Origin of the sequence: Paenibacillus silvae (assembly GCF_014639235.1) — a bacterium.
GTDB lineage: Bacteria > Bacillota > Bacilli > Paenibacillales > Paenibacillaceae > Paenibacillus > Paenibacillus silvae.
Window position 1 is genome coordinate 45526 of the sequence record NZ_BMFU01000002.1, and the last position, 19440, is coordinate 64965.

General features: G+C 48.2%; 17 protein-coding genes. 16 read left to right on the forward strand and 1 reads right to left on the reverse strand.

Going from position 1 to position 19440, the window contains the following annotated elements; all coding sequences use genetic code 11:
• Positions 1-131: 131 nt before the first annotated feature.
• Complete coding sequence (mtnD, locus tag IEW26_RS06290; RefSeq protein ID WP_188591738.1) at positions 132-677, reverse strand: acireductone dioxygenase; 546 nt, start codon at positions 675-677, stop codon at positions 132-134.
• 178 nt (positions 678-855) lie between these two features.
• On the opposite strand from mtnD, the gene metH reads away from it, so the two are divergent.
• The 16 genes from metH (at position 856) to IEW26_RS06370 (ending at position 19437) form a co-directional block, all read left to right on the forward strand.
• A complete protein-coding gene (gene metH / locus IEW26_RS06295; RefSeq protein WP_188591739.1) occupies positions 856-4296 on the forward strand; it encodes a methionine synthase in 3441 nt (1146 codons plus the stop codon).
• A gap of 75 nt (positions 4297-4371) precedes the next feature.
• Positions 4372-5322, forward strand: coding sequence for a ribonuclease Z (gene rnz / locus IEW26_RS06300; protein WP_188591740.1), 951 nt, complete (start codon positions 4372-4374; stop codon positions 5320-5322).
• Between the two features lie 394 nt (positions 5323-5716).
• The gene (nucF, locus tag IEW26_RS06305; protein WP_188591741.1) at positions 5717-6526 is read left to right on the forward strand and encodes a 5' nucleotidase NucF; all 810 of its coding nucleotides are present in this window, start codon (positions 5717-5719) and stop codon (positions 6524-6526) included.
• A 7-nt stretch (positions 6527-6533) separates the two neighbouring features.
• Complete coding sequence (locus tag IEW26_RS06310; protein ID WP_188591742.1) at positions 6534-7355, forward strand: Fpg/Nei family DNA glycosylase; 822 nt, start codon at positions 6534-6536, stop codon at positions 7353-7355.
• Positions 7249-8193: a deoxyribonuclease IV gene (locus tag IEW26_RS06315; RefSeq protein WP_505845354.1), complete on the forward strand. Its 945-nt coding sequence runs from the start codon at positions 7249-7251 to the stop codon at positions 8191-8193. The genes IEW26_RS06310 and IEW26_RS06315 overlap by 107 nt, the downstream gene beginning before the upstream one ends.
• 19 nt (positions 8194-8212) lie before the next feature.
• Positions 8213-8554 (forward strand): cyclic-phosphate processing receiver domain-containing protein, encoded by a 342-nt coding sequence (locus IEW26_RS06320; protein WP_188591744.1) that lies wholly within the window; start codon positions 8213-8215, stop codon positions 8552-8554.
• Positions 8551-8868, forward strand: coding sequence for a thioredoxin family protein (locus IEW26_RS06325; protein ID WP_145401818.1), 318 nt, complete (start codon positions 8551-8553; stop codon positions 8866-8868). The genes IEW26_RS06320 and IEW26_RS06325 overlap by 4 nt, the downstream gene beginning before the upstream one ends.
• Entirely contained in the window at positions 8865-9644 is a 780-nt protein-coding gene (locus IEW26_RS06330) for an ABC transporter ATP-binding protein (protein ID WP_188591745.1), read from the forward strand. The genes IEW26_RS06325 and IEW26_RS06330 overlap by 4 nt, the downstream gene beginning before the upstream one ends.
• Before the next feature lie 6 nt (positions 9645-9650).
• Complete coding sequence (locus IEW26_RS06335; RefSeq protein ID WP_188591746.1) at positions 9651-10700, forward strand: 23S rRNA (cytidine(2498)-2'-O)-methyltransferase RlmM; 1050 nt, start codon at positions 9651-9653, stop codon at positions 10698-10700.
• 185 nt (positions 10701-10885) lie between these two features.
• Positions 10886-12370, forward strand: a complete 1485-nt coding sequence (locus tag IEW26_RS06340) for a serine/threonine protein kinase (RefSeq protein ID WP_188591747.1) — start codon at positions 10886-10888, stop codon at positions 12368-12370.
• Between the two features lie 26 nt (positions 12371-12396).
• Positions 12397-13413, forward strand: a complete 1017-nt coding sequence (locus IEW26_RS06345) for an SAF domain-containing protein (protein ID WP_188591748.1) — start codon at positions 12397-12399, stop codon at positions 13411-13413.
• 29 nt (positions 13414-13442) lie between these two features.
• On the forward strand, positions 13443-14159 hold the full coding sequence (locus IEW26_RS06350) for a hypothetical protein (protein WP_188591749.1): 717 nt from the start codon (positions 13443-13445) through the stop codon (positions 14157-14159).
• Complete coding sequence (locus tag IEW26_RS06355) at positions 14156-14986, forward strand: CpaE/TadZ family protein (protein WP_188591750.1); 831 nt, start codon at positions 14156-14158, stop codon at positions 14984-14986. Before IEW26_RS06350 ends, IEW26_RS06355 begins: the two co-directional genes overlap by 4 nt.
• A 7-nt stretch (positions 14987-14993) precedes the next feature.
• Positions 14994-16814, forward strand: a complete 1821-nt coding sequence (locus IEW26_RS06360) for a P-loop NTPase family protein (protein WP_188591751.1) — start codon at positions 14994-14996, stop codon at positions 16812-16814.
• Positions 16811-18877 (forward strand): hypothetical protein, encoded by a 2067-nt coding sequence (locus IEW26_RS06365; protein WP_188591752.1) that lies wholly within the window; start codon positions 16811-16813, stop codon positions 18875-18877. The genes IEW26_RS06360 and IEW26_RS06365 overlap by 4 nt, the downstream gene beginning before the upstream one ends.
• A 74-nt stretch (positions 18878-18951) precedes the next feature.
• Positions 18952-19437, forward strand: a complete 486-nt coding sequence (locus IEW26_RS06370) for an ABC transporter permease (protein ID WP_111271715.1) — start codon at positions 18952-18954, stop codon at positions 19435-19437.
• Positions 19438-19440: the final 3 nt, after the last annotated feature.

The following is a 19440-nucleotide window of genomic DNA, read 5'->3' on the forward strand; positions in this document are numbered from 1 at the left end:
CCCCCGTTCCTAAGAGCAGGGGGTGATTCATACATACAACTTTTAAATTTATATTCTATAATAAGGTGCAAAAATTCCGTGATACGGTATAAAAAAGATGCAATCATACCGCTAAGAAAGCCGAGGTTAGCTTAGGCGTTCTTGATAAACGTTGGATCAGGATATGGATCGGCGATCCAGCCGTCTTTTTCGATAAACAGGCGCACGGCAATAATTTGTTTGTTCTCCATCAATGTGAAGAAATGCGGTGTGTTCTCGGGAACAGAAATGACGTCTCCAGGAGACAATTCTACATTAAAGTAACCTGTGTCATCTGTCGCCTTAATCACAAAGATGCCTTTACCTGCGACAATTGCACGAATCTCATCTTCTGCATGGGTGTGGATTTCTTCAAATTTAGCGAGTTTTTCTTCGATGTCCGGTGTTTGCTCTGAAAGGGTGATGACATCCCAGATTTGATACCCGCGGCGTGCGGCCAAATCCTTGATCTCGTAATCGTAGGTTTCCAATACCTGCTGCTTCTGATCATCCGTTAAGCCGAAGTTATTCTGTAACTCCGTGCTTAATTTGGTAGCGTCCCATTTTTCATATAATACATCATATTTGTTCAAGAAATTTCGAACGTTTTCGTCTCCAGTGATGCGTTCGTTCGTATTTCGGATAACAATTTCAGCCATGATCTTTCCCTCTTTTCCACTTGGATTAATTGATATTATATCGGATTGCTTGACTTTTGTCGATTCACAATTGGCCTGTATTCCTGTGAATTCGCCGCCATTCGGGAGCAAAACCGATCTTTCACAATAAGTAAGTTTCTGTTAAACTAAGATTTAACGTTTTGCGGGGGTGAAGATATTGGATAAGCTTAGTCTACACGATGCATTAAAACAACGAATATTAATCCTCGACGGCGCAATGGGGACGATGATTCAACAGGTGGATCTGACCAGCGAAGATTTTGGCGGTGAAGATCTGGATGGATGTAATGAAATGCTGGTGCTGACACGCCCGGATTTAATCCAACGAATACATGAGGATTATCTGGAAGCCGGTGCCGATTTAATCGAGACCAATACATTTGGTGCGACTTCTGTCGTGCTTGCTGAATACGATATTCAAGATCGTGCACGCGAAATTAATCTGGAAGCAGCCCGAATTGCAAAAGCAGCCGTGGATCGTTTTTCCACACCGGAGTCACCACGTTATGTCGTCGGCGCAATGGGGCCAACAACCAAAACGTTGTCCGTGACGGGAGGCGTAACGTTCCAGGAACTGGTTGACAGCTATTTCGAGCAGGCTCTTGCTTTAATAGAGGGAGGCGTTGATGCGCTACTGCTTGAAACTTCGCAGGATACCCTCAATGTCAAGGCAGGAAGCATTGGCATACAGCAGGCTTTTGATCAAAGTGGCATCAAGCTGCCTCTGATGATCTCAGGAACGATTGAACCGATGGGCACGACCCTGGCAGGTCAGAACATTGAATCCTTTTATATATCCCTAGAACACCTTAACCCGATTTCGGTGGGACTAAACTGTGCGACAGGTCCGGAATTCATGCGTGACCATATTCGTTCCCTGTCTGGCATGGCGTCTGTAGCTGTGAGTTGTTATCCCAACGCAGGACTTCCTGATGAAAACGGGAACTATCACGAATCTCCAGATTCGCTTGCACAGAAAATCGGGGCTTTTGCCGAACAAGGCTGGCTGAACATTGCAGGCGGCTGCTGTGGAACAACCCCGGCTCATATTCGGGCTATGCGTGACACGCTTGCAAAGTACCCCCCAAGAGAATTGAACGGAACACATCCGCCCGCATTGTCCGGGATCGACCCGGTATATGTCGAGCAGGATAATCGCCCATATATGGTTGGAGAGCGTACCAACGTACTGGGATCACGCAAATTCAAGCGGTTGATTGTCGAAGGCAAGTACGAGGAAGCTTCAGAGATCGCTCGGGCTCAAGTGAAAAATGGAGCACATATCGTTGACGTCTGCGTGCAGGACCCTGACCGTGAGGAAACGGAAGATATGATCAAATTCCTTGAGCTTGTTGTCAAAAAGGTCAAGGTGCCGCTCATGATTGACACTACAGATGCGTCCGTTATTGATACGGCTCTTCAATATTCGCAAGGGAAGGCGATCATTAACTCCATTAACCTTGAGGATGGGGAAGAAAAATTTGAGCTGGTCACTCCGCTGCTTCATAAATACGGCGGTGCAGTGGTTGTCGGAACCATTGATGAGCGCGGTCAGGCGATCAGCCGTGAGGACAAGCTGGAAGTGGCGAAGCGTTCATATGACCTGCTGGTGAACAAGTACGGCTTGAAGCCGGAGGATATTATTTTTGATACACTGGTATTCCCGGTGGGCACAGGCGACGAGCAATACATCGGTTCTGCCAAAGAAACGATTGAAGGCATTCGGATTATTAAGGAAGCCATGCCGGAGTGTCACACGATTCTCGGTATCAGCAACATCTCCTTTGGTTTGCCTGAAGCGGGCCGTGAGGTGTTAAACTCCGTATTCCTGTACGAATGTACCAAGGCCGGACTGGACTATGCCATCGTAAATACTGAAAAGCTGGAGCGTTATGCATCCATTCCGGAAGAAGAGCGCAGGCTCTCGGAAGAGCTTTTATATAACACAAACGATGATACACTTGCTGCCTTCGTAGCGGCATTCCGCAACAAAAAGGTTGAGAAAAAAGAGAAAATTTCCAACCTATCGCTGGAAGAACGGCTTGCATCCTATGTGGTGGAAGGCAGCAAAGAAGGGCTGCTGCCCGATCTGGAGCAGGCTCTCGCCAAATATTCCGCGCTCGAAGTTATCAATGGTCCATTGATGCGGGGCATGGAGGAAGTCGGCCGTCTGTTCAACAACAATGAGTTAATTGTAGCAGAGGTGCTTCAAAGTGCAGAAGTGATGAAGGCTTCGGTAGCGTATCTGGAGCAATTTATGGAGAAAAATGAAACTTCCGTAAAAGGAAAGATCATTCTGGCTACCGTTAAAGGGGACGTACACGACATCGGCAAAAACCTGGTGGAGATCATCTTGTCCAACAACGGTTACCGGATCATTAATTTGGGTATAAAAGTACCACCAGAGCGTATTATCGAGGCTTATCGAGAAGAGAAGGTTGATGCCATCGGCCTGTCAGGGCTGCTTGTTAAATCGGCTCAACAGATGATTCTCACTGCTCAGGATTTGCGTACAGCTGGCATTGATGTGCCGATTATGGTAGGGGGAGCAGCGTTAACACGCAAGTTCACCAAAAACCGCATTCGTCCTGAATACAACGGTATGGTTGTGTATGCGAAGGATGCAATGGATGGTCTCGATCTGGCGAATAAGCTGATGAATCCTGTTACGCGAGAAGCGATGCAGGCCGAGATGGATGCGGAAAAAGAAGCCGATGCTTCCAGTGCAGGTGAAGTTCAGGCACTGCCTGAGCTTACACGGGTGGAGCGATCAGCGATCTCCGCTGATCATCCGGTGCTTGTACCGCCTGATCTGGAGCGGCATACACTTCGCAATTATCCGCTGTCCCACATCCTGCCGTATGTGAATATGCAGATGCTGCTGGGACATCATCTGGGGCTGCGCGGCTCGGTTGAGCAGCTTCTGGCTTCCGGCGATCCCAAGGCTACCGATCTGAAAGCGGTTGTGGATGGCATCATGCAGGAAGCGGTTAGAGACGGAATTATTCAGGCGCATGCCATGTATCGTTTCTTCCCGGCCCAGTCGAGCGGCAATAGCGTCATTATTTATGATCCGCAAGATACAAGCAACATCCTGCATACCTTTACGTTCCCGCGTCAAAAGGTAGAGCCTTTCCTGTGCTTGTCCGATTTCCTGAAGCCAGTTGAATCTGGTGAAATGGATTATGTTGGTTTCCTTGTTGTCACTGCGGGACATGGCGTACGCGAGCTGTCTACGGCTTGGAAGGATCAAGGGGATTATCTCCGTTCACACGCTCTGCAATCGGTAGCGCTTGAAGTAGCGGAAGGTTTGGCAGAACGCGTGCATCATATGATGAGGGATATATGGGGTTTCCCGGACCCTGCCGACATGACCATGAAGCAGCGTCATGGTGCGCGTTATCAGGGTATTCGTGTGTCCTTTGGATATCCAGCCTGCCCGGATCTGGAGGATCAGGGACCGCTGTTCAAGCTGATGCAGCCTGAAGATATTGGAGTAGAATTAACGGAAGGTTTCATGATGGAACCGGAAGCATCGGTGTCTGCGATGGTGTTCAGCCATCCTCAGGCCAAATATTTTAACGTCGAAAAAGCATAAAATCGTTAGTCGTCAAGCAAGCCCTCCGCATGGTCGGAGGTTTTTTGCTGGCAACAGAAAGAGGTGCGATCCAGAATGGAACTATATTTCCTGGGAACGAATGCTGGTGTACCTACGCTGCAACGGAATGTAACGTCTATTGGGCTCCGTATGTTGGATGAACGCAGAGCTTTGTGGTTATTCGACTGCGGGGAGGGAACACAGCATCAGATTTTAAGCTCACCGCTTAAATTAAGCAAATTGGAAAAGATTTTTATCACTCATCTGCATGGTGACCACGTGTTTGGATTGCCAGGTTTGCTCTCCAGCAGAGCATATCAAGGCGGAACAACTCCACTCACGGTATATGGACCGCCAGGGACAGAGCGTATGATCAAAACGACGATGGAACTTAGTCAGTCGCATCTGAACTATGATCTGAACATTGTTGAGCATACGGGCGGCATTGTCTTTGAAGATGACAGCTTTGTTGTAGAGGCCGCCTTGCTTGAGCATCGGATTGACAGTTACGGGTATCGCGTGACAGAGAAGGATCGTCCTGGCAGTCTTGATCCAGCAAAGCTGGCAGCATATGGCCTGAAGCCGGGTCCCTTGTTTGGAAGATTAAAGCGGGGGGAACCGATCTTATTGGATAGTGGAGAGACCGTGCGTCCCGAGGATGTGCTGGGAGCACCCAAACGCGGAATGGTGATCACCATACTGGGCGATACCCGTCCTTGCGCTAATGTTCAACCCTTGGCACTGAATGCTGATGTCCTCGTTCATGAAGCGACGTTTATGCATGATCTTGCGGATACTGCTCACGAGTACTACCATAGTACATCCATAGAAGCGGCGGAAGCGGCCCGAGCGGCTAATGTGGGTCAGCTTATCATGACTCATTTCAGCTCGCGCTACAAAGATGAAGAGCAGCTTCAACCGCTTTTGGAAGAGGCTAAATCTATTTTCCCGAACACAAGGCTTGCTGATGAGCATCAGCTTATTCCTGTTGTTCATCGTGAGCAGGACTCTTCACCTTCAGACTGAGGGTCGGACTTACAAGCAAGACATGTTGCATCATGCTTGAGCTGAACCGTATGTGATGATGCGCGAAATGCACGATTTCAAGAACCGGCGAATGAGACGGGACTGAGGGAGAATTGTTCCCGAGGTCCCTTTTGCAATCTGCTCAAAAAGCGTGTAGGATGGGCAATATGAGCAGGGAAATGATCTGAATTATTTTCCGGGAAAGCGCAGGAAATGACAAGCTTGTACAGCAGGCGCGCGCGACAAAACGTCTGAGTTCGATTTGGTTCGACTCGTTACGTGTCTCTGTTAACAAGATTCATTCTGTACGCCTCAATACATAGGATATAGGTTAGTTTTCATGCATTTTTTAATGGCATGAACGGTTAATGGATTGAAGAAAGGAAGTGCTCGTATGATCAAAGCTTATCTGATCGATCTGGATGGTACACTGTATCATGGCAGACATCGAATTGATGGAGCTGATCAGCTTATTCGCACACTACAGGAGCAAGGTGTGCCTTATTTGTTTGTGACTAACAATTCCTCGCGTACACCTCAAGGTGTGGCGGATCATCTAAACGGCATGGGTATTACCGCTGATGCTTCACAGGTGTGTACCTCCGCGGTGGCCGCAGCTGAATACGTTGCAGCAGAAGCTCCGGGAGCGAAGGTGGCATGTATTGGGGAGATTGGCCTGATTCAGGCGATCAAAGATGCTGGTTTGATCCTGACAGAGGATAACCCGGATTATGTAATTCAGGGAATCGACCGTGATTTTTCCTACCAGAAACTAACGAAGGCTCTCCGCTGGATTAATGGCGGAGCTCGGTTTATTATGACGAATCCGGATTTACAGCTTCCGGCTGATGACGGTCTTACGCCCGGTGCGGGTACAATTGGAGCAGCGATCGAGGCGGCAACGGGTGTACAACCCGTCGTTATCGGCAAACCTTCAAGTATCATTATGAGATCAGCTATTCGCCGTCTGAACCTGAGGGCTGACGAAACAGCGGTTATTGGTGACAATATGCGTACAGATATCGCTGCAGGTGTAGCGGCCGGCTGTGAGACACTGCTAGTGCTGACAGGTGTGACAACACGTGATAATATGGATGGTCATATTCAGGCGGCCAAGGCACGTCCTGATCATGTTTTTGAAGATTTGCATACACTGATTGCATGGCTGACCGAACAGGCAGACCCAGCTTCCAAGAAGGAGTAGATAAAGAATGCCAGAGTTGCCGGAAATGGAAAACTACCGGACTTTACTGTCCGAGCATATACTTGATAAACTGATTACCGGTGTCGTTGTGAATCGGGAGAAAACGATTAATACATCAGCGGATGTGTTCGTAAGTGAACTGACGGGTAACCGTATTATTTTTGTCGAGCGCAGGGCAAAACATCTGATTTTTCACCTCGCAAATGGCAAACGTCTGGTGCTTCACCTGATGCTGGGCGGCATGCTGTTCTGGGGCACGGAGGACGAGCGTCCTGACCGCACCACCCAGGTAGAGCTTCAATTTGGAGATCATATTCTGTTTTTCATCGGCTTGCGTCTCGGATATCTGCATCTGATGACTTCGAAAGAAACGGAAGCAGCGATGGCTGATCTGGGCCCAGAGCCGCTGGACCGGCGAATGAATCTGGAACGCTTCGCCTCCCTCCTCAAAGGACGCCGGGGGACACTCAAAACAACGCTGGTGAATCAGCATATCATTGCGGGCATTGGTAACTGTTATTCCGATGAGATTGCTTTTGCAGCGAGCCTCAGACCAAGCTCCAAAACACAGAATATCGCGAGCTCGCCCGAGTTGACGGAGCGTCTGTATCATGCGATGCAGTCCGTGCTGCGTGAAGCCGCATCCGAGGGTGGTTATATGGAGATGCCTTTGATGCAGGGAGATACCAAAACCGGTAAGTTTGACGAGCAGTGTCGGGTGTATGATCGGGAAGGCGAGGCTTGTCCGCGCTGCGGGGGAATCATTGAGCGTGTTGAAATTACGGGCAAAAAAGCATTTTTCTGTCCGAACTGTCAGCATGAGGCCTAAAACCGGCATCGGGGCACATGTCAGCACCAGAGGGGGATTTGTACAAGCGGCCAAACGGGCATATGAGATGGGAGCAACGGCTTTTCAGTATTTTCCGAAAAACCCGCGCAGTCTCAGCTTGAAACGCTTTGATCCGAAGGACGCTGCTCAGTGCCGGGATTGGTGTGAAGCGCATGGACTTGCATCCATTGCCCATTCACCTTATCCTACGAATCCGGCGCTTGGCATGACCCGTGGAGAGGCGGGATTTCATGCTGTAGTTGATTCTATACGTAATGATCTTGAAATCTCGGATGCGTGCGGCTCGGTGGGTACGGTTGTTCATTTTGGACATCTTCAGGCCAGAGACCCGCTGGAGGGATACCACAATCTGATTCAATGTCTGGATACTGTACTCGAACAGTGGCAGGGTGAGGCCAAGATTTTATTGGAAAATCAAGCGGGCGATCATGGGCCTATGGGAACAACGATGGAAGAGATGATACAGATTCGCAAGCTAAGCCGGTACCCGGAACATATTGCTTTTTGTTTCGACACATGTCATGCTTTTGCTTCAGGGATGTGGACTGCCGGAGATGAGGCGGCTTTACTGGATAAGGGCAGGCAGCTTGGGTACTGGGATGCACTGGCCGCTGTTCATTTTAATGATTCCAAATACGCCTCCGGCTTGAACAAAGACAGGCATGCGAGGATTGGTCAGGGAGAGATCGGTTATTCTTCCATGCAAAGTCTGCTGCAATCGCCGGAGATTCATCAATCCGTTGTTGTACTGGAGACAGAAGCGGGAGAAGACGGAACGCATCGTGAGGATATAAAGATCATGCGTTCCTGGTTATAAGTTGGGGAGGTGCGAGACGATGCATGTTTTTCTGGATGATTATCGTTCTTGTCCAAAAGGGTTTGTTCTGGCAACCAATGCCGAGGAATGTCTTATGCTCCTGAGAGAAGGCGATGTAGACATTCTTTCGCTGGATTATGAGCTTGGGCCGGATTCGATGAACGGTGGTGAAGTGGCTGCAGCGATTGTAAGAGAAGGGCTGTATCCAAGTCAAATCTATATACATACTTCAAGTATGTATGGAAAGCGTCAGATGTACGAGATGCTGTACAGCAACAAACCTGATTCGGTGGTTATTCATAACGGGCCGATGACAGGTGAAGTAATGCTGCGTGTAGCTGCAGAGGCTGAGAAGTTATGAAGCCGATCACATCGAAATTGTTAATGCGCGGTGTATGGGAAGGCGTGCCTCAGGCTGTTTTTATCTATACTCCGCTGTGTGGAACGTGCGCGGCGGCTCGCCGCATGCTGGAGGTTACAGAGCATATGCTTCCTGACAACATTTTATATGAGATGAACATTCATGACATTCCTGAACTTGTACAGCAATTCCAGATTTCAAGTGTACCTGCGCTGATGCTGTTTGATGGTGAAATGGATGTACCCTCGATGGTGTATCGCATGAATTCGGTAGAGCATCTGCTGAATGAAATTCGGAAGGTGGTAGTGAGATGAGTGTTGTCGCTATGGAGAAAATTTCGCTGCGCCGTGAAGAGCATCAGATTCTGGATGACGTTCATTTACGAATCGAACCAGGTGAACACTGGGTGATTCTGGGTCGTAATGGTTCAGGCAAAACTACGCTGTTGGAGATGATGAACGGTTATCTTTTCCCAAGTCAAGGTCGTATTGAAGTGCTCGGCAATGTTTATGGACAATGCGACGTCAGGGAGGTTCGCAAAGAGATCGGTTATATCAGTCAAACGCTGATTGAAAAGCTGACCTTGCGTGATCCGGTGTGGGAAGTTGTCGCTACAGGGGCTTATGCCTTTTTACGCTTTTACCAGACGATTCCTGATGAAGTGAAGAACAAAGCCATGCAGCTGCTGCACGACATGGGCTTTACCAAGCTGGCGAATCAGCCGCTGGGCACGTTATCCCAGGGAGAACGCAAAAAAGTCATGCTGGCACGTTCATTGATGGCTGAGCCCAAGCTGCTTATTATGGACGAGCCCTGTGCCGGTCTTGATCTGTATGAACGCGAGAAGATGCTGATCGAGATTGATCGTCTGCGCCAGCGAAATATGACGGTAGTATACGTTACTCACCATGTGGAGGAGATCGTACCTCTTTTCACACATGTGGCTCTGGTTCGTGACGGACGGATTGCGGCTGAGGGGCCGAAGCATGAGGTATTAACAGAAGAAACAATTAAGCATACGTATGATATTCCGGTGGATATACAGTGGCATGAAGGCCGGCCGTGGATACGCGTACGTTCTGGAGGGTAACACAAGTTGAGTACACAATCGTCATGGGGAGAAGGCGACTTTTCCCGTTTCATATGCACGGCCAATCATGGCTTTGCACCTTATGCTCAGGAGGAGCTGCGCCGAACATTCGGAGCAGTGAAGAGCACAGTGCTGGTACCAGGTGAGATTTTGCTTGCTGGTCTGCCTGCTGCAGAGGAAGAGGTTTCGGTCAGGCTGCTGCAGGAGTCTCCAACGTTTTTACGTCATATTCAGCCTGTGCAATTTCAGGAAAATACAGAAGATGCTGCGCAGTCGCTGGATAAACTGGTCGCCTTCATCTTGAATCATAAGGAATTGTCTGGTGCTAAGGTCGTTCTGCAAACGCGTAAAACAGAAGCTTCGTTCTGGCGCGAAAATGCGGCTTCCTTGAAACAAGCGCTGACAGAGAAGCTGGATGAACTCGGATGTGAGTGGGTTATTCGGGACGCCGAGTATGTTGTCTCGGTTTTTGCTGCCGATGACATGTTATATGCCGGTGTATCCAGACCTGAACAAAATCTGTCGGACTGGAGCGGCGGGGCCGTTCGTTTCCAGAAGGAAGAAGGACAGATTTCACGAGCCAAGTTCAAGCTGCTTGAAGCAGAGCAAACGTTTGGCATTGATTTTACTTCTTTTCACAAAGCACTGGATATCGGGGCAGCGCCAGGAGGCTGGACATCGTTCCTGCTGGAGCGCGGACTTGAAGTGACGGCTGTTGATCCTGCCAAAATGGATGCATCTCTGCTGGCTTCGCCCAAATTGACGTTTTTGAAAAAAAATGCAGGCGATGTCCGCTTCCGCGAAGGAGAATTCGACTTGCTTGTATGTGATATGAGCTGGAGTCCCAAGCTGATGAGCAGGCTCGTATCGGATTTGTTATACAGCCTGCAATCGGGTGGAACCGCTATTGTAACCGTAAAATTGCTGCATAAGAAACCGCTCGCGCTGATCAAGGAAGTCATTGATACGTTTGAGCGTTCACGCATGCAGATTCAGCGTTCGAAGCAGCTGTTTCATAACCGTGAGGAGATCACGCTCTATATGATTAAATATTAAATCATATATGTTTTGAAATTTCTGCTTTACAACGAATGATTCTGTATACTATAATGATACCAATATTAACCATAACGTTAGAAATTTTGAGGGAAAGCATCCCGAAGTGAACTTAACCAGCATGCTGGTTGGTTCGTTTCGGTGAAGCTTTCCCTTTTTTGTGCTGTGTGGAAGGAGGTAAACCTATGAGACATCCGGTCAGGCTGGAACGCGGAAGCCTGCTTGGAGGAAGATATCGTATCCTGTCGGTGCTGGCATCAGGCGGGATGAGCCACGTGTATGAGGCAGAGGATATGAAGCTGCCAGGGAAAATCTGGGCTGTGAAAGAAAGTATCACGCAGATGCCTTACGAGGGAAGTGTAGAAAGGGAGGCGTCACTGCTCACATCGCTGCGTCATCCGAGACTTCCGCAAATTGTTGATTTTTTCGCACCTGATGAAGAGGGGTATACGTACCTGGTGATGGAGTACATCGAGGGTTTGACGCTTAGCGATTACATCAAGCAGTGCAGGGGCCAAATCCCGATCCAGCAGTTCGCTGAATTTCTGCTTCAGCTGCTGGATGTACTGAGTTATCTGCATAATCTGAACCCGCCTGTCATCTACAGGGATATGAAGCCGTCCAACATTATGATTACACCAGAGCATGAGGTGCGTTTAATTGATTTTGGCATCGCTCGCAGCTACAAAAGGCAGCACACAGAGGACACAATCAAGCTGGGGACCGCAGGGTTTGCAGCGCCTGAACAATATGGTTCAGGTCAAACGGATGCTCGCTCTGATTTGTATGGTCTTGGCGCTTTAATGTTATATCTGATGACGAGCGGAGCTTATACCGAATGGATTCAAGGGGTCGAAAGCTCGATACGAAGTGATGTGCCTCGCACCTATATTCCTGTAGCCAGGCGGCTGCTAAGGTATAACGCCGAGGAACGCTTCCAAACGGCCGATGAGGTGAGGAAGGAGCTTCTGCGAATACCGGGAGCGGCGGTTCCCGCCTCTGCTTCCGAATCACAGCTGATGTTTAGTGGAGGGACCAGAGTTATAGCATTAACGGGAACCTCTGCCGGAGCAGGAGTGACACACACCGCGATAGCCATTAGCCATTTTCTGGAGCGGCAGAACTATAAAGTTGCTGTAATTGAGATGTCTCCACGTTCCCAATCGTTTGCTCGCATTCAGCAAGTCGTGCAAGGTGGTAAAGCTGTGGCGACAGGAAGGAAGTTTGCCGTGGACGGTGTGCATTATTGGAAGCAATCTGGCCGAGCGGATATTTTATCCCTGCTGGGTGGCAGCTACCAGTTTATTGTGATGGATCTCGGGAGCGGTCAGGATCAGAATCGGCTGGAAGAGTTTCTGCGTGCGGATCTGCCCATCGTTGTCGGGTCGGGTGCAGAATGGAAACAGGACGAGATTACTGCTTTTGTCCGCACGCATCACCGCTATCCCCAAGATAAATGGATATATTGTCTTCCGCTTGCAGCAGCAGATGCTGTGGAGCGTGTACGCAGAGATCTGGATACGTCCAGTGTTTACGGACTGCCGCTGCAGCTGGACCCATTTGACAAGGACTCACATACGGATAAGGTGTTTTCACATATTCTGGGGCATCTAATGGCAAAGCAGTCCAGAAAACGTTCATTTTTTTCACGAAGAAGACCAGTTGAATAGAGGAGATAACGAAAGGAGAGCCTCTTTTGTCCAAATTAAGAAAACAAAGTCGTGAGCGGATTTACGCAGGGCTGATTGGAGCTGGAGTGGTGGGGATGTTCTTTGCGGGATACGTGATATATGAGGTCAGAACTGCCGAGCATGTCAGGTCAGTGATTGAAGACCGTTACGCGTCAGCATACGAGGAAAAGCAGGCTGAATTGTTGCAGCAGTGGAATTCAGGAGCTCAGGGCTGGGTGACAATCAGGGATATTGAAGCTGGTGAGCCTGTCATGCCCGATGATCTGAAGCTGATTGCGATACCTGATGCGCAGGCCCCTCGAAATCTGTGGTCCAGTACAAAGAAGCTGCGGGGTCAGGTAGCCAAGATTGAGCTGAAAAAAGGAACAGCGATTACGACCGAAATGGTCTATGAAGATACGCCGGCTCCATCCGATTTAAGAAACCGCGAGCTGCAGGTGGTGTTGCTGCCTTCTTCTTTGGCTAAAGGGGATATGATCGATATACGGATTCAGTTTCCAACCGGACAGGATTACATTCTGTTATCCAAGAAAAAAGTGGAGCGGCTAAATGCAGCAACTTTATGGGTTACGATGACGGAAGAAGAGATTTTGTCACTGTCCAGCGCAATCGTAGATGCTTACTTACATAAAGCTTCAATCTATGCTCTGACGTATGTTGAACCACAGTTCCAGACAGCGGCTATTCCCACATATCCAGCCAATTCCGAAGTGTTAAAGCTGCTGGAGAGTGATCCAAACATTGTGCGGCATGCCGAACAGGAGTTAACCAGACAGGTGCGCAGCTCGCTCGAAAGCTCGTTAGCTGCTTCCATGTCTGCACCATCCAAAGGCATAGAACAGGATGTCGCCCAATCGTCGGTTACATATAACAAAAGACCGTCCGCACAAGAGTCATCATCGGCGGGAACCTTTTGGAACGATGGTTCAGGAAGTACATCGGATCAAGCGGGGAATGCATCGAATGTTCTCGATTCCTCGACACTTGATGAGCAGCAGCAGTTGTTAACGGGAAATGAATAGATTTTGAGACAAGAAGGGAGTGCTTTTTCATGCATATATGGATGCTGGCAGGTTTATGTGAGAAGCATGATTTAATGTTATACCTGTGCAAAATACTTGCTTCAACGGGTAAGCGTGTTCTGCTGGTCGATGGTACGCTGCAGCAAAAATATGGACACAGTGTTGGAGATCATCGTCACCAGTCACTGCGAATTGTGGAATTTGAGGGCTTTGATATTGCATGTCAATTTGTGACTTCAACGGCAGTAGAGCAGCATTTGCAGGTAAACGGCGACAGTATGGAAGGGTATGATTATGTATTATACGACCTGGAGACGTTACACTTTGCTTCGCGAAATCTGTGGCTTGCGGCAGAGGTGCGTGTCTGGGTAAGTGATTATGAAAGGTACAACCTGGAGCGCGGCAAAGCATGGCTGGAGCAGCTGCTCGCTGAACAGTCTCTTCCTCCAGAACTGACCTTCCACCGCATGCTGATCAACGGCGTGGACTGCAAGCTTGAAGCGCATTATCTGTGGGCTTATCTGGAGGGAAGTCCCTTCACATGGACCGGGGAATCGCTGATCCTTCCGTGGGACGAGCTGAGTGCAGCCGTTAAGCTGGAAAACGAGCATCATCACCGGGTAGAACTGGGGCATTTATCGCGAAACTACAAAAAAACGTTATGTCGTGTTGTGCAGCAATTCACTGGCTGGGAGCGCATGCACAGTCGCCGTGCAATGAAAGCTGCGGGGAGGATGAGGGCATGAGCACAATCTCCTTCTGGAGCCCTTTTCCTGCAACGGGCTGCTCCTCAAGTACTCTAATCGGTGCTTATGCGTTGGCACTCCAATATAGAACGAGAGTGCTGCTGGTGAATACAGGCCTGGCAGGCGAGGGTATCGAAGCAAGTTTGTTTAAAGACGAGAAACTTTCATCCGAAGTGTTATTTTCTTTTGAAGAGAACGGCCTGGATGCTGTAGAGCGATTGTTTATCAGCGGTAATCTGAGCAAACACAATTTAAGAGACTACACCAAGCCGCTTCTGAAGGATCGATTGGATCTGCTCACCGGAAGTCAGAACAGGGCCGAGCGTTCCGCCGGATTCAAAGGGGAAATGCTCAAAAAACTGCTGCATACGGCTAATCAATGTTACGATCTGATTCTTCTGGATGCGCCTTATGACCATGTCGATACACCGCTAATGCTAAGGGAAGCAGACTGTGTTGTTGCTGTGCTGAATCAGAATATGAGGAACCTGGAAACCTTCTTTGGACAGATTATGCCAGATCAGCTGCGTGAAAAGAAAGTGCATGTGCTCATTAATAAATATGACTCTCAATCTCGTGCAACTCTCTCTAATATTAAGCGTGGCTTCAAATATAAGGGGAGTTTGTCTGCGATCCCGTACACGACAAGCTGCCTGGATGCTATGAATCGCAGAGATGCGGCCAGATATCTGCAGCTTGAGATTCAGGGAGACAGCAAACATGCCCGTAAAGGGAGTTTTGCCGCTGGTCTGGGTGAATTTGCCCGCCTGATGATGGATGGTGCGGAGATGCGTACTGTACTGAAGAGGCTGGAAAGGGGAGCCTGAATATCCAATGCTCGTGAATTCGATAGGCATAACGATGATTGTTATGGCCGGTTTGTATTTTATCTGGTTTAAGTATCGCGCCGTACTTCGGGAACAAAATGAAGCATTACCTGAGCGAGAAGCTCTTACCATTGAATCATTAATTCATCAGGTTAAACATTCATTGCATGAAATAAGCCACAGTCAGCTTGCGGATGCGGGTTTACATGAAGAGGAGTATCGCCGCAGAGTAAATCAGCGTGCCGAGATGAGAAAGGCATTGAAGGGGTGTGTATCGGGAAGCATCAGTGACAAAACGTATGTTAAAAACCTGATCGCAGATCTGCTTACAAGAACGATTGGTCTGAACAAGTCTAACGCGGATGAAGTAATGATGTTTGCAGAGCCAGAACGTTTGACCGTACAGGATCGTTTTGAAATTGTCTTTTATTTATATCGTCAGCAATTTGGTACGGATGCACTTTCCAGAATGATTGACACGTATGATCTGGGTAAACTCAGGCTGGAAGCCAATTCTGAAGATGGTGGCAGCTATTATATCTCCGAGCAGGATATCCAGTATGTCTTTGAATGTGAGTATCGCGAGCTGGAATTCAGAGAAAAGGTCGAAATTATTGTGCAGCGTATCTATCAGAGCTATAAAGGATTCTCGGTTGTAGATGAGATTCGTGACCAACGGATTGACGGGGTAAGCGGAGGGGTAAACGGGATTCCAGATGTGCTTCCACATATGAATCATTACACTCCTGCTTCCTGGAATGACCTGCTGGAGCATGCTTTCGAGGATCAGCAGTATGAAGAACCGCTCAGCGGCGTGCAAAGTGTCTGGATATTTTATAAAGGAAAGTCGATTCATTTGTCCTTTTTAAGCTTTGGCAGCACCCGGGAATTGAAGCGTGTATGTCAGAATATATACAAATACAACTACCCTGGTCAACTGTCGGAGGCTAGTGGTTATAAAGTCAATGAAATGAAAGACGGCTCGCGTGTTGTTGTGGTTCGTCCGCCATTTGCCGAATCCTGGGCGTTCTTTGTACGAAAATTTGATATTCCTAATGCATCACTTGAACAGCTGATTACAGGTAACAACGCACAGTTACCAATCCAACTCCTTCAATATTTGATGAAAGGCAGCCGGATTACAGCGGTGACGGGTGCACAAGGGTCTGGTAAAACGACATTACTGATGGCTATGGTCAAGCACATCTATGCTTCATACACCCTCAGGGTACAGGAAATGGCGTTTGAGCTGCAATTAAGACGGATTTACAGCCGCCGTAACATTCTCAGCTTTCGTGAAACAGAGCATATATCTGGACAGCAGGGGCTAGATTTACAGAAAAAAACAGATGGTACGGTGAACATTCTAGGTGAGGTAGCAAGTGATGAGGTGGCTGCATGGATGATCCAGATGTCTCAAGTGGCATCCCTGTTTACCCTGTTTACGCATCATGCCAAAACATTTCGTGATCTGGTATTTTCACTCCGCAATTCATTGCTGAAAACAGGCATGTTCCAGCATGAACATATTGCAGAGGAACAGGTCGTCAGTGTGATTAATTTCGATGTTCACATGAAAAAGGATGCAGAAGGACGCAGATATATTGAACGAATCACCGAATGTATTCCACATGCTGGCCCTTCAGGAATGGCTCAAGAGAGGGATGGATTTGCATCTCGTAATGTTGTGGAGTATCGGGACGGGACATATGTGGCAAATGCAGCGCTTTCCCTTTCAAGCATAACGGAGATGCGGGAGCAGATGACGCTGCAGGATGCGGAACATTTCGCTCGATTCATCGGGCAGCATTGGGGGGAAGACCAATGAGTGTTAAGTGGCTCTTGCTGCTGGTATTAGGTGTCTGTGCAGTTGGCCTGGTAATTACCCAGATGATCCTGTATGTACTGCGGAGAAAAGGGGCACTGCCGATACATGCTGCTGCCCTTGTCCTTCCCATTCGAGGCAAGAGATATAAAGGCTGGGGTTCCCTCCTGCTGCAGGCATATCGGCTTGGCATCAAGATGCCTGGGATATCGACATATATTTTACAGGTCAGAAAAAGAATCTCCTATCGCTATGCCAGGGATGAACCTACGCTCAGACGTCTAACGATGAGTATTGTGCTTATCATTATAGGCGGGTATGGAAGTGTTAGTATTGTGCTGTTCTTGCTGCAGCCGGGACTTGCTTTTGTTATCCTTTCCATTCTCTGCGCCGTTGTTTTGAATAGTCTTGTGCTGGATTTGTGCCTGAGCCGGATGGAGAAGAAGCTGCTTGTACAGATGCTTGATCTGTTTGCAGATGTGAGACATCGATATCATCAGCATGGAATGGTTGAGGAAGCATTATATGAGGCCGCCGAGGCGGGAACAGGGGAAGTTGCTGAGCAAGTAAGGCTGATCTATGAAGCACTGACCTCTCCCGATCCCAATGAAGCGCTGGAGCGTTATTACGAGATTGCGCCCAATCGTTTTCTGAAAGGGTTTGCCGGTATTTCTTATATGGTTATGGAGTTTGGTGACAAGCACAAGGAGCAGGGATCCATTTATCTTCAAGGATTAAGTCATCTGACTCAGGAGATTCATCTGGAGATTTTGAGACGTGATCGACTCGACTATATGCTGCAAGGATTAAATGTAATCGCGCTTGCCCCTGTACTGTTTACAGGTCCGATTGAGCGATGGGCCAGGCTCAGTTTCCCTACAATGGATGAGTTTTATCGGAGCAAGCTTGGTTTTATCACGAAAATCTCCATCTATGTGATCATCATTGTTGCCTACCTGCTTCTGCAGCGGCTTCAGCAGTATGATGAAACTCGCTACCGTTCCGGGCAAAAGCATTCCAGACTGGATCGCTTCTTGTATAAGCAGCTCTTTTTACGAAGACTGGCTATGCTGTTCACCCCCAAGCCAGGCACTGCTTCATATCATCAGACAATCCGGCTCATGAGAGAGAGCAGTACCGAGTTGAAATACGAATGGCTGGCGGTACGCAGACTTATGTTATTTGTCAGCTGTCTGGCTCTGACTATAGGGTTTATACTTCTGCTGCATCAGGTTCAGCGTAATCACATCCTGTATGATCCCATCAGGGATGACCGGATGTTCGGTGCGATGTCTGAAGCAGATCTGAAGGTGGCTGAAGACAAGACAAGGCTTGACCGTTCGGTTATGGAGCACGTGGGGATGCAACGCGTAGTTTCGTATGAGGATATTTCCGAAGCAATGCAGCAGCTTGCACCGCTTGCAATGAATCACGATGCACAGGCAGAAGCAGCTATACGCATTCTGGAAAAGATCGAATCGTATAACAAGCAGTACATGCGCTGGTGGGAAGTGGTTTTGGCCATAAGCATTGCTCTATGCGGTTATCATCTGCCGATCTGGCTTATGTTGTTCCAGCGTAAGATGCGAAGCATGGATATGCGGCATGAAATCTATCAGTTTCAAACGGTGATTTCGATTTTGCGTGAGATGGATCGCATGTCTGTAGAGGAAATGCTTGAATGGCTGAATCGATTTGCTGTTATTTTCAAAAGGCCACTGCAAAAGTGTCTGTTACATTTCGAGCATGGTCCCGAAGACGCGCTTGAGCAATTAAAAGAGGAGGTGGGGTTGCCTGAGTTTCAGCGTTTAATTGATAAGCTGCAGCTTGCACTGGGTAAAATCTCTATCCGTGAAGCATTCGATGATCTGGAGAGCATGATGTCCTTTTATTTTGAACAGCGTAAACAGGAGTACAGCAAAATGATTGATATTAAAGCAGGCTGGGGAAGAACAATCGGTTTTGCACCGATGTATGCCTTGATTTTTCTGTATCTGGTCATTCCGCTGGTCGGTATGAGCTTTGTGCAGATGAACATGTACTATGAACAAATTCAGAAGCTGTAGCATACAGATCTGATTCGCGAAGCAGCTGGAGACGGGATATTAACCAATATAAATTACAGGAGGGTATTTCATTTATGAATAATGCATCAAGTGCTCTGAAGGTAGCCGCAGGAATCTTTTTGACCATCGCTTTGATTACGATTGTGGTGTTATTGTTTATATCAGCGCAGGAGGCTACCAAAACAGCGCAAAATAATTTTGCGGATATTCAAACAGAGCTGTCCCAAGCCGCATTTACGGTATATGACGGGACAACCATCAGCGGATCACAGGTGACAAACGCTCTGCGTAAATACGCGGACAAAGACCAGTTCGGAATTCAAGTGATTACAGGGAAAAATAGAGGTGGACAATGGTATGGCAATCAGCTCAACATCTCTCAGGACATTAACAACGCGGACTATGGCTCTGTCCTTGCACCAGATGAGAAGGTAGGCAGCATCAATCAGACGATGAGTGAAAAAGACAATCAATATGTTAATCCGAGTGGTAAGTTCAAGGCGATTATCATCAAGGACCGATCCAACGTTGTGAGAGGGCTGATTTTCCAGCAGTCTTGACTG